This window comes from Cycloclasticus sp. (genome assembly GCA_040743155.1).
Classification (GTDB): domain Bacteria; phylum Pseudomonadota; class Gammaproteobacteria; order Methylococcales; family Cycloclasticaceae; genus Cycloclasticus.
Genome location: JBFLJU010000001.1, coordinates 2,178,563 through 2,190,786, shown reverse-complemented (window position 1 = coordinate 2,190,786; position 12,224 = coordinate 2,178,563). Strand labels below are relative to the sequence as shown.

At 46.5% G+C, this 12,224-nt stretch carries 10 protein-coding genes; all 10 read right to left on the bottom strand.

Annotated elements, in window-relative coordinates:
- Nucleotides 1-93 precede the first annotated feature (93 nt).
- The gene (typA, locus tag AB1Y31_10510) at nt 94-1,914 is read right to left on the bottom strand and encodes a translational GTPase TypA (GenBank protein ID MEW4983606.1); all 1,821 of its coding nucleotides are present in this window, start codon (nt 1,912-1,914) and stop codon (nt 94-96) included.
- A gap of 64 nt (nt 1,915-1,978) precedes the next feature.
- Nucleotides 1,979-2,377 (bottom strand): rhodanese-like domain-containing protein, encoded by a 399-nt coding sequence (locus AB1Y31_10505; protein MEW4983605.1) that lies wholly within the window; start codon nt 2,375-2,377, stop codon nt 1,979-1,981.
- Between the two features lie 70 nt (nt 2,378-2,447).
- The gene (locus tag AB1Y31_10500; protein ID MEW4983604.1) at nt 2,448-3,020 is read right to left on the bottom strand and encodes a methyltransferase domain-containing protein; all 573 of its coding nucleotides are present in this window, start codon (nt 3,018-3,020) and stop codon (nt 2,448-2,450) included.
- Entirely contained in the window at nt 3,020-4,459 is a 1,440-nt protein-coding gene (locus AB1Y31_10495) for a TrkH family potassium uptake protein (GenBank protein MEW4983603.1), read from the bottom strand. The genes AB1Y31_10500 and AB1Y31_10495 overlap by 1 nt, the downstream gene beginning before the upstream one ends.
- A gap of 2 nt (nt 4,460-4,461) precedes the next feature.
- Entirely contained in the window at nt 4,462-5,853 is a 1,392-nt protein-coding gene (gene trkA / locus AB1Y31_10490) for a Trk system potassium transporter TrkA (protein MEW4983602.1), read from the bottom strand.
- A gap of 21 nt (nt 5,854-5,874) precedes the next feature.
- Complete coding sequence (locus AB1Y31_10485; GenBank protein MEW4983601.1) at nt 5,875-7,242, bottom strand: sigma-54 dependent transcriptional regulator; 1,368 nt, start codon at nt 7,240-7,242, stop codon at nt 5,875-5,877.
- A 29-nt stretch (nt 7,243-7,271) separates the two neighbouring features.
- Complete coding sequence (locus AB1Y31_10480) at nt 7,272-9,419, bottom strand: ATP-binding protein (GenBank protein ID MEW4983600.1); 2,148 nt, start codon at nt 9,417-9,419, stop codon at nt 7,272-7,274.
- Nucleotides 9,401-9,994 carry a DUF4390 domain-containing protein gene (locus AB1Y31_10475; GenBank protein MEW4983599.1) on the bottom strand — a complete coding sequence of 198 codons (594 nt, stop codon included), beginning with the start codon at nt 9,992-9,994 and terminating at the stop codon, nt 9,401-9,403. Before AB1Y31_10475 ends, AB1Y31_10480 begins: the two co-directional genes overlap by 19 nt.
- Nucleotides 9,976-11,292, bottom strand: a complete 1,317-nt coding sequence (rsmB, locus tag AB1Y31_10470; protein ID MEW4983598.1) for a 16S rRNA (cytosine(967)-C(5))-methyltransferase RsmB — start codon at nt 11,290-11,292, stop codon at nt 9,976-9,978. Before rsmB ends, AB1Y31_10475 begins: the two co-directional genes overlap by 19 nt.
- The gene (fmt, locus tag AB1Y31_10465; protein MEW4983597.1) at nt 11,289-12,215 is read right to left on the bottom strand and encodes a methionyl-tRNA formyltransferase; all 927 of its coding nucleotides are present in this window, start codon (nt 12,213-12,215) and stop codon (nt 11,289-11,291) included. Before fmt ends, rsmB begins: the two co-directional genes overlap by 4 nt.
- Between the last annotated feature and the right edge of the window lie 9 nt (nt 12,216-12,224).

Genomic DNA, 12,224 nt, shown 5'->3' with positions numbered 1-12,224 from the left:
AATCAGCAAGGATGCTGGAAAGGACGAATTTTTTGCCAACCAAGCAATGCGACCATATAACCGACGGAGTTTACTCCGTCGGTTTTTTTTGGTCTAAGACTTAGGCCCGCGCGAGGCGCGCTTACGCTCGTTCTCTGTTAATAGTTTCTTTCTTAAGCGAATGTGTTGAGGTGTTACTTCTACTAATTCGTCGTCTTCAATAAATTCAAGCGCTTGCTCTAATGTCATGGTGACAGGCGGTACCAAGGTCAGTGCTTCATCTGTACCCGATGCGCGAACATTGGTCAGTTGTTTGCCCTTAGTTGGGTTTACCACAAGGTCGTTGCCGCGTGAGTGAAGGCCGACAATCTGTCCTTCGTATACTTCCTCAGCGTGGCCTAAGAAGAGTTTGCCGCGTTCTTGAAGGTTGAAAAGACCGAAAGCAAGTGTTTTACCTTTAACCATAGACACGAGCACGCCATTTTGGCGAGAGGTGATTTCACCTGATTTAACTTGGCCATAGTGATCAAACACGCTGGTCATAATGCCGGAGCCGGATGTTAGTGTCAGAAAATGCCCACGGAAACCGATGAGTCCACGAGAAGGGCTCATAAATTCTAGGCGCATACGGCCCTTGCCGTCGGGCTCCATATTAGTAAGCTCGGCTTTGCGCAGTCCCATTTCTTCCATAATGGGGCCTTGATGCTGTTCTTCGATATCAATAACGACCACCTCGAACGGCTCTTGCATTTTTCCATCAATTTCTTTTTGGATAACTTCGGGGCGGGCGACACCTAGTTCAAAGCCTTCACGGCGCATGGTTTCGATCAGTACGGACAAATGTAGTTCACCGCGACCGGAGACAATAAATTTATCAGGTGAGTCGCCAGGGGCAACGCGTAAAGCAACGTTGTGAATCAGTTCTTGGTTTAGTCTGTCTTTGATGTTCCTTGAGGTGACAAATTTACCGTCTTGCCCAGCAAATGGTGAATTGTTGACAGAAAAAGTCATGCTAACGGTTGGTTCGTCTACGGACAGAGGGGTCATCGCTTCAACGTGATCTGGGTCGCATAGAGTGTCAGAAATGCCAAGGCCGTCGATGCCGTTGATGCAAATAATGTCGCCAGCAAAGGCTTCTTCAACATCAATGCGCTCAAGGCCTAAGTGACCTTTGACGTTCAGTACTTTACCCTTGCGCTGTTTGTTTTCGCTGTCGACAATGGTGACTGTTTGTCCGGGTTTTAGGCTGCCTCGTGTGATGCGGCCAACACCAATAACGCCAACATAGCTATCGTAGGCTAAAGATGAAATTTGCATTTGGAATGGCGAGTCAACGTCTACGACAGGAGCGGGGACGCTTTCTCTGATAATTTCAAACAACGGGGTCATGTCATCTGCCAATTCATCGGCTTCTGGGCCAGCAACGCCGTTGATGGCGGAGGCATAAATGACGGGGAAGTCGAGCTGCTCGTCGGTAGCGCCTAGTTTGTCGAATAGGTCAAAAACTTGATCGATAACCCAGTCTGGACGTGAGCCAGGGCGATCTACTTTGTTAATAACAACAATGGGTTTCAAGCCTTGCTCGAAAGCCTTGGAGGTCACAAAGCGAGTTTGTGGCATAGGGCCGTCTACAGCGTCGACGAGTAATAATACGCAATCAACCATGGACAGAACACGTTCTACTTCGCCACCAAAATCGGCATGGCCTGGGGTGTCAACGATATTAATGTGTATGCCTTCCCATTCAATGGCTGTGTTTTTTGCGAGAATGGTAATGCCGCGTTCTTTCTCTTGGTCGTTGGAGTCCATGATACGTTCAGTACCTGAGCTCTTACGGTCAAGCGTGCCTGATTGCTCGAGCAATTTATCAACAAGGGTGGTTTTGCCGTGGTCAACGTGGGCGATGATGGCGATATTTCGAAGATTCTGTTTCACAAGAGTAGGTTCCTATAAATTGAGTGGCGGGTAGCCGAGAGTATTTAAAATGTTAGAAGCGGTGTTAGCTTTGTTCCCAAGGGAGGTTATGAAAACGCCAACCGCCTAAATTACCGCGATGGTTGTTGTTGTCTTTATCGCCTTCAAAGCCTTGGTCCATGTTGTATAACGATTGGTAGCCAGCCGCTTCCAATACCTTGGCGGCATCCATTGAGCGTGCGCCGCTTCGGCACATCAAGACAATGGCGGTTGTTTTGGAAGAAAGCTGTTTACCAACTTGTTCGACAAAGTCTGGAAAATTATCCCAGTTAGGCGGTCTTTTAAGGGGCACATGAACGGCACCAATAGGGTGGCCGACAAAGGAAAATTCAATTTGAGTTCGTGTATCGACTAATATGGCTTTCGAGTCGTTTTCGAGAATCTCATAAGCCTGTGTTGGCGAAATGCTTTTAATGATAGACATGGATAGACCTTAAAGGGATGTTAGCCGGACATTATACAACGATATCTTGTATTTAGTGCTGGTTTCGATCCTAGGGCTTTTGAGCGATGAGTATGGCTTCATTTCGAATGCCTTTTTCTGTGTCTCCAACAAGCCCTTCATCACGGTAAACAAGGGGTGTGAGCGCAGAAAATAATGATAAAAGCTCGCCCTTCGCTAATAGATACAGAGTGTTTGTTGGTCCGATAGACCGTGTTTTTTCAAGTGTGAATGTTTGATAAAACAGTAAGCCGCCCGGTTTAAGCGCTGCAATAATACCGTCGATAAGTTGGCGATCTAAAAAGCGTGAAACGGTAATGACATCGTAATGATTGATAGCAAGCGCGGTATCGCTGATGTTGGTCGCTAATGCATGAATGTTACTTGGAGCAGGTGTGTTTCGCTTAATATGTTCAATCGCGATGCCTGAGATGTCCCAAGCGTCAACTTGTAAGCCTTTTTGGGCTAGAAAAAAGCTGTTGCCACCCAAGCCACAAGCAAGGTCAAGTGCCACACCTTGTTGCGGTAGCAGGTGTGAGTAGCGAGATAACATGAGAGCGGGCTCAGGTGTTGTGCCTGTTCGCTGACGATAAATGTCATCCCATTTGTTTTTTAAATCAGACATTAATCACGCCAAAATACCGGGCTGAATAAGACCAGTAAGGTAAATATTTCCAGCCGGCCTAAGAGCATTGAAAAGCAAGCAATCCACTTGCTGGGATCAGGAATGCTGGCGTAGTTACTGCTGATGTCACCCAAGCCGGGGCCTAGATTATTAAGCGTTGAGGCGATGGCTGAAAAGGCGGTTACTTGGTCAAGCCCGGTCATCATCATTAGAATCATCAGTACGCCAAACGATAGAATATAGGCAGAAAAGAAACTCCATACCGCATTAATTACAGGGCGGGAAACAACGTGATGGTCAAGCTTTATGGGCATGTCAGCGTGTGGGTGGATTAGGTGAGTAATTTCTTTGCCTAATTGCTTGAGCATAACCAAAATACGAATAACTTTAATGCCGCCAGCGGTGGAGCCGCCGCAGCCGCCATAGAAACTCATGAAAATGAGCAAGGCTGGAATAAATAAAGGCAAGCTTGTATGGTCGGTTGAGGTGAAGCCCGCGGTCGTTGCAAAAGAGACGACTTGAAACAGGGTTTGTTCAACAATGTTTGAATGATCTAATAAAAACAGGGCAGTGCAGACGATCAGGGTATGTATGGCAAGGATGAAGAGATAGGCCCTAAGCTCATCGTTTTGACCGTAGACCTTAAAATTAAGTGATCTAGCGGCTTTGAAGTGCAGGGCAAAATTGATGCCGGCTATCAGCATGAAAATAATGCAAATATAGTTTAGCGCGGAGCTGTCAAAAAAGGCAAAGCTAGCATCGTGGGTTGAGAAGCCACCGATGGAAACGGTGCTAAAGCTATGCGTTAAGGCATCAAAAAAATTCATGCCGCCGGACCAGTAAGCCAGTGTGCAGGCGACCGTTAAGCCGAGGTATATTTGCCAGAGTGCTTTAGCCGTTTCAGTAATGCGCGGGGTTAGCTTTGCATCTTTAACTGGGCCGGGGGTTTCGGCCTTATACAACTGCATGCCGCCAATTCCAAGCATCGGTAGAATGGCAACAGCCAGTACGACGATGCCCATACCACCAAGCCACTGAAGCTGTTGGCGATAAAAAAGAATCGATTTTGGCAAGCTGTCCAGCCCCGTGATGACCGTTGCGCCTGTTGTCGTTAGGCCTGAGATAGATTCAAATATGGCGTCGGTTAAAGATAGCGACGGCATGTTTGAGACGTACAGAGGAATAGCGCCCGATAAGCCTAGACTGACCCAAAATATAGCGGCAATGATGAAGCCGTCACGCGTTCTAAGCTCTTCTTTGGCGTTTTTTGCGCTTAGCCAAAGGAGGAAACCAACAATAAAAATGGTTAGAAAACCAATGATAAAAGGTTGATGGTTTTGTTCGTTGTAAATAAAAGAAACGGCAATAGGCGGTAGCATGGTGATGCTAAAAAGGCCCAACAACAGGCCGGATATTCGCCTAATAACGTTATAGTGCATACTTAGTTGATCAGTCGGCTAAGGAGTGATTTTGAGGGTTGAAAAATGGCTTCTACTTGAGGCACTAATGATTTATCCGCAATAAAAATAATGAGTTGGTCGCCCTCGTTAATAATGACGTCTTGCTTTGCGGGAATGGAAGCATTGTTTCTTACCATGCCGATAACAAGGCTGCCATGTGGTAGTTTAATGTCGCGTATGGCTTTCCCTATAAGGGTATTCTTTTTGCCATTGCTTTTGATGGTTGTTTCAAACGCTTCTGCTTTCCCACGGAGTAAGGAATGGACGCTAGAAATATCACCTTGTCTGACTTGCGACAATATTTTGCCGATGGTAGTGTGCTGAGGGTAAATGACGTTGTCGATGGAACCATTATCGACCATGCTCATATAAGCATTTCTATCGACCAGGCTCATGACAACCTTCGCGCCAAGGCTTTTGGCTAGCATCGAGCATAGAATGTTGGTTTCATCATCACTGGTTAGCGTGCAAAAGACGTCGGTCCGGTTAATATTTTCATCGAGTAAAAAGGCTTCATCCGTGGCGTCTCCAGATAGCACGATACTATGGTCCAACTGCTCCGATAGTTCATAGGCTTTCTGACTGCTCTTGGTGATGATTTTCACCTGTAAGGTGTTCTCTAGCTCTTTCGCCAAGCCAAGGCCGATTCTTCCACCACCAGCAATAATTAATCGCTTGTATGCTTTGTCTTGGTTAAATAATAAGCTGAGTACCTGTTGTATGTTTTCCGACGGGGCGATAAAGAAAACACGATCACTTTCTTCAATAATGCTTTGATAGTCAGGGATGATGATTTTTCCCTTTCTATAAACTAGGGCTATTCTTGCGTACACGCCGTGTAAAAGGCTGGTGAGGTCATTGAGTGACTTTCCAATTAAAAGATCGCCGCGGTTACACTTTGTTTCGACAAGGCTAATGGCACCATTGGCGAATGAAAGTACCTGTTGAGAGCCTGGGTGTAAAATAAGGTTTTTTATGAACTGTACGATCTCATTTTCAGGATTAATGATGATATCAATAGGGATAGCGTCAGCATTAAAAAGCTGCTCTTGAACATCTAAAAAGGTTTTTGCCCTGACCCGTGCGATTTTCTTTGGTACTTGGAATAAATGGTGGGCAACTTGGCAAGCCATCATATTTGTTTCGTCACTGTCTGTTGCAGCGATGACGATATCGGCCTGCTTTATGCCTGCACTTTCTAGGACATCAGGGTGGGACACGTTGCCACAGATGGCCGAAACGTCTAAGCGTTCGCAAACAGCATCAATAACACTCTGACTTTTATCGATCAGCGTGATGTCGATGTTTTCATTAGATAGGTTGCTAGCAACGGTAAAACCAACACGGCCTGCGCCTAAAATAACAATTCTCATGGGATGCGGCGATGCGTAAGGCTAACGCTTTCCTCTAAATTCGATGCCCAAGGCGTGAAGTTTGCGGTAAAGGTGAGTGCGTTCCACACCTGCTGTTTCAGCAAGCTTGCTAACGCTCCCTTTATGTTGGTTAAGGTGGTAATCAAGGTAGGCTTTTTCGAATTGTGCACGAGCATCTTTAAGGGGTAAGTCATAAAAGACTGGTATATCATTTGATGTTATGACGGATCTTGCGGATTCACCGAGCGTTGTTTTGACTTCGGTTAGGCCGATCTCGTCCCCAATACCTAGTATTAATAGGCGTTGAACCACGTTCCTTAGCTCACGTATATTCCCTAGCCACGTATAATCGCTTAAAAATTGTTGCGCCGCAATGGTAAATTTGCGTTTTGGTAAATTTTCTCGTTTTATATAATGTTGAAGATAAAAGTCCAGCAGTAAAGGAATGTCTTCTTTTCTTTCTCTGAGAGGCGGTAAGTGGAGGTTGGCGACGTTGAGCAAATAATATAAGTCCTGCCTGAACTGACCGTTTTGAATAGCGTCTTCAAGATCTTGTCGTGTGGAGGCAATAATTCTCACGTCAGCCTTTACTTCTTCATGGCCGCCAATCCGCTGAAAGGATTTGGACTCTAAAGCGCTTAATAGGCGATGTTGAACTTCGCTGTCCATGTCACCGATTTCATCGATGAATAAGGTGCCTTGGCTGGCCTTTTCGAGCAAGCCATAGTGAATGGCGTCGCCGTCTTCACGGCCAAAAAATTCTTCTAAGGCATTGTGAGACGTGATCACGCCGGTATTTAGCTCTATGAAGGGACCATTTTTCCTAGCGCTGTGCTCGTGAAGATATCTAGCGAGCGTTTCTTTGCCGCTGCCTGGTTCGCCGGTTAATAGCACACGGGTATCATGTTGTCCTAAGCGACGGGCCTGTTCGAGCAATTGTTGAATTTTTTGGCTGCTGCCAAGCGGTTCTTGAATGGTGCTGGAGTATTGCTTGAGGTCGATGTTTTCTTGTTTGAGCTTTTCGGCTTCAAGCGCACGCTCAATTGTTAGCAATAGTTTTGCTATTGAAAGCGGTTTTTCTAAAAAGTCATAAGCGCCTAAGCGGGTGGCCTCTACAGCAGTCTCAACCGTACCGTGGCCAGACATCATGATCACTGGGCACGATAATTCCCCAGCCGTAGACCACTCCTTTAGCAAGGTGACACCGTCGGTATCGGGCATCCAGATATCGAGCAAGATTATATCGTGACGACACTCGTGGCGCGCTTGTTGAGCGGCTATGGCGCTCTCAGCGGTAGATACTTCATAGTCTTCGTCCTCGAGGATGTCGCGTATCAGGCTGCGAATATCTGGCTCGTCGTCTATAACAAGAATATGAGGTTTGTTCATAAGGTCTTTCCGTGAATTAAAGGGTTTTATTAAGGGTTAGTGACAGGGAGTTGAATGATGAAATTGGCGCCTTGAGGTGTTATGGGTTTAATGATAATGGTGCCGCCGTGTTCCTCGATGATTTTTTTAACGATAGCCAGGCCAAGTCCCGTACCTTTTTCTTTGGTGGTTGCATAGGGTTCGAAAATCCGTTCAATGTCCGAATTATCTACTCCTGGGCCGTTATCAGCAATACAAATTTGGATCGAATCAGTGTCTTCTTGATAGCGGGCTGATATGTTGATTTGGCCCCCGTCAATGTCGGCAATGGCTTCTTGGGCATTTTTTATTAAGTTAATGAGTACCTGACGCAAGCGAATGGGGTCTGCAAATGTGCTGGGTAAATGGTCGTCAATAGCGGTGTTTAGGTGCCGCACTTGCCCTTGATACAGGTCAGCAATATCACCGATGAGTTGGCCAATTGACATCATTTGAGGCTTGGACTGTGGTGGGCGCGCAAAATTAGAGAAATCATTCACCATGCTTTTCATCGCGTCTACTTGCTGCACAATGGTATTGGTTGATTTTTTTAAGATTTTCTTGGCGTCATCATCGAGCTGAGCGTGTAACTTTCTTTGTAAGCGTTCGGCCGATAATTGTATTGGCGTGAGAGGGTTTTTAATTTCATGTGCCAAGCGCTGGGCTACTTCGCTCCAAGCGGCATTTCGCTGTGATTGAATGATGGGTGTGACGTCGTCGAAAATCAGCACATAACCCGATAGTGTTTTGTCGGCAGCGTAAAGCGGCGTACCTTTTAGAAACAAGGTTTTTTTCTGGTGGTTGATGGAAAAAACAAACTCGTGCTGCCATTCCTTTTCATTGGCAGAAAACTTATTGATTAACAGACTGGTAAAGGCGTCGAGCTCTGGGCATTTGCTGGCGATTTCTTCAAGTGAGTATTCAATACAAGCGGTTAACGGGTGTTCAAGAATTTGGTCGGCACCGTGGTTAGTTGTTTTAAGTCTTAGTGCAAGGTCGAAGCCTAGCACGCCATTAGAAAGGTGGCTTAAGACGGTTTCTAGGTAAGTGTGTTGGTCTTCGGCATTTCGTTGAGCATCACTGGCTTCTGTTCGAGAGTTAGAGATACGTAAGGTCATGGCATTGAATGAGTTAATGAGGAAGCCCAGCTCATCTTGCCGGTTGGTTTTTAGTTTCTTCTCGTAATCACCTTCGGCAACGGCTTGAGTCCCTTCGACCAACTGTCGAATAGGGGCGACCAGTTCTTTTGCAAAAATAAAGGCTGCCCAGCTGGCAGCCAAGACGCTGAAAATAAGGGCCAATGAAAGGGTCAGCGTAAAGCTGAATTTCAATGAGTCGCGCAAGTAACTGAATTCTTGATAAGCGGTATAGGCGTCTTCAACCGAGCTGGCTAAGTCACTGATATCTTCCGGCATGGTGTAGATAGCTTGTAAGTAGCGCTTTGGGTTGGTGTGCCTAATTTCAACGATTGTTCGTACAATCAGGCCTCTGTCATAACTTGGTTCTAAGCCAATAAACTCTCGGTTTTGTTTGGCTAGCGACAGGATCGAGCTGTCCGGTGTGTTAGGAATTAGTACGCCAGGATCAAGGTTGGTTGTTGCAATGATCTGGCCTTGTTTTGAGAAAGCGGTTAATTCGTTGGCATTTGTTTGTGCTCGTAGACCGGCGAGTGTTAATGACAAGAAGATATCGCTTTCGTTTTCCAACTGGCTGGCAAGTTGGCGGGTTTCTTTCATCAGCGCAATCGTACGGTTATCCAGCGAGCGGCGACTCAGTGTTAGCGAGCTTTGCATCGCGTCGTCAATTTTTGCGTCAAACCAACTGTCGATGCTTTGGTGCAAGAGTTGGCTGGAAAAGTAAAAAACGATACCGGTTGGGATGACGGAAATGGCAAAAAACAGTAACACGATGCGAGCAGTGATACGCGAGCCAACGGCTTGTTTGGTAAATTGTCGCCAGAGCCAACGAATGTTTGAGATCAATAAACCGAGCAAAAAAACAGCACCGATAATATTGATGATGATCAATAAAGAAAAAATGTCGTTAAATTGGGAGGCGGATTGTGTTGCGTGGCTCATCAGATACAGGCTGCAGAGTAAACTGAGCAAGATTCCAATGGGAATAATATATGTTCTTTTCTTTATTGAGTTAGTGGCCATTGAAACGTTTTACTGCGTAAATACCAGCCTGCTGTGATGTAAGCTAACGGCCGCATGGGCAGAGGCAAGGCTTCAATATTAAGGTAGGCTTTTAACGAACCGTTGGCCGTAAAAGCGTTGCTGCTTGTCATCGCGTGTATTGGGGTGTCGTCAACTGTTCCCAACGCATGAAGGGCGGCCGAAAGGCTGGAAAAGTTATGTTGTAAATTATTGGTCGTATCAGAAACTTGGTATGTTTCAGCTAAGGTATGGTATTTGATTCGATAGGGCAATGTGAGGCTGCTGATGTGTTTGTTCCATAGCCAGCTTCTTGGCTCGATGATTGATAACTCCACATTAAAGGTTAAAGTCACGCCATTGTGCAATGCTTCTATTGCTTCGTCACTTAGGCTGTAATCTATATGAGCATTTAATAAGTAGGTTTTATCCTGCAAAGAAAACGAAGCCGATCTTATGGTAATGCTTTGGTCCTCGACGGCAAAGCTGCTTGCTGATACGAGCAACAAGGCAAGGGCCGCCAATACTTGCCGTGTATAGCGGTAACAGCGCGCCTGTATTAGGTTTTTGTTAAGCATGCGTAATAAAAGCCATCCATGTTGTTCTCGCCGGGTAAAATCTGCCTACCGTGTTCGCAGGTTTGGCCCCACTCGGCCTTTATTTTGATTTCTTTTGCGTCAGGGTGTTCGGCCATAAATGCCGACATCTGCTGGCTGTTCTCTGCGGATAATATAGAGCAGGTGGCGTACAAAAGCACACCCTTTTTATCCAGTAATGGCCAAATGGCGTTCAGTAATGCGTTTTGTAGCTTAACGAGGGCTGGGATGTCAGATGCTTTGCGCAGTAGTTTGATATCGGGGTGCCGCCTAATGACACCGGTCGCTGAGCAGGGGGCGTCCAGTAAAATGCGCTGAAAGGGAGTGCCATCAAACCATTCGTTAGGTTCTAAACCATCGACGGTCATAACCTCGGCGTTTAACTTTAAGCGTTGCAGGTTTTCTATAACGCGTTGGTTTCGCCTTTCGTCAATATCAATGGCTAACAGCGCAATGTTGTCAGGCGCGTTTTCGAGTATATGTGCCGTTTTGCCACCCGGCGCGGCGCATACATCGAGTACGCGTTGGCCGTCTTTAATGTTGAGCAGTTCAGCCGCTAATTGTGCGGCACTGTCTTGTACCGATGATGCGCCTTGCCAAAAATCAGGCAATTGGTCGACATTCACTGGATGCTCTAGCGTTAAGCCAACCGTGTTGAACGGGTTTTCCGACGCAGCAATGCCGCTTTCTTTTAATTGGCTTAGGTAGTCGTCCCGCGTTGTATTTTTTTGATTAACCCGTATCGACATCGGTGGGTAATGGTTATTCGCATCTAGAATACTTTCAATGCGTTCGCCCCAGTCTAACTTTAGCTGTTGAACAAGCCAGCTTGGGTGGGAGAAGCGTTGTTCCCAGTTTTTATCGGCGGTGGTTTCTAGTGATTCACGGTTACGAAGGAAGTTGCGTAATACACCGTTTAGGACGCCTTTCGCCCAACTTTTTTTACCACTTCTGCACAGATTAACCGTTTCGGAGACGGCGGCGTGATCAGGCGTGCTGAGGTAAATTATTTGATATAAACCGACTAGAGCGAGGACCGTGATGTCGATATCTTTCGGCTTGAACGGTTTTTTCAATAACTGTTTGAGAATGGCGTTTAGCCGCTCGTACCAGCGAAGAGTGCCGTAGCAGAGCTCTCGACAAAACGCACGTTCTCTAGGTTCTAGGTTTTCGCTCAGGCTTAGCGCGTCGGTAAGAGACTTTCCTTGTTGAATGACCGCGCAAATAACGACGACAGCAGTTTCTCTAGCGGACGTTGGTGTTTTATTTTTTGAATTCATGATCCTAGCGTGAGACCGTTAATTTGATGCGCGGCAAGGTAATCGCTGGCAGGCATGCGCCGTTTGTTAGCGGGCTGTAACTCAGTGATTTCAATGTAATAATCTGCACAGGCGATAAATAATTTGTTTTTTTCTGTTTTAATTTGCCCGGGATTGTTGCCGGAGCGTTCGCCGGTGGCTTTAGCCTGCCAGATGCGTAGGGGTTTTTCGTTAATCAGGGTGTGTGCAACGGGCCAAGGGTTGTAACCTTGGATCGCGCGTTGAACCTCGGTGGCTGGCTGGTTCCAATCAATCGATGCTTCTTGTTTGCTCAGCTTGTGGGCATAGGTTACGTCAGAACTGGGTTGTGAGACGGGCTCTAGTTGGTCGTTTTCAACCAGCGGCAGTAGGTCGAGCAACGCGCTGGCACCCAAAGTGGATAAAGTGTCGTGCAGGCTGCTAGATGTGTCTTTCGGTGCTATTGGGCAAGTAAGCGTTGAAAGCATGTCGCCGGTATCTAGCCCCTTGTCCATTTGCATTAAGGTAACGCCGGTTTGCTTGTCACCAGATAAGATGGCGCGCTGGATCGGAGCGGCTCCTCGCCAACGTGGCAATAGCGAAGCGTGGATATTGATGCAGCCAAATCGTGGTGCATTTAAAATACTTTCAGGCAAAATAATGCCGTATGCGACTACGATCATTAGGTCAGGCTGATAGGAACTTAATGTTTCGAGTGATTCTGCCGACTTAAAGTTGAGTGGTTGCTCGACGGGTATGTTTGCCTCTAAAGCAGATTGCTTGATAGGGCTAATTTGTAATTTACGCCCCCGCCCTGCTGGCCTGTCGGGTTGTGTGTAGACGGCGCAAATCTTATGTTCGCTTGTAATGAGTGCTTTTAACGTAGGCACTGAAAAGTCGGGCGTACCTGCAAAAATAATATTCATGATAGGAGG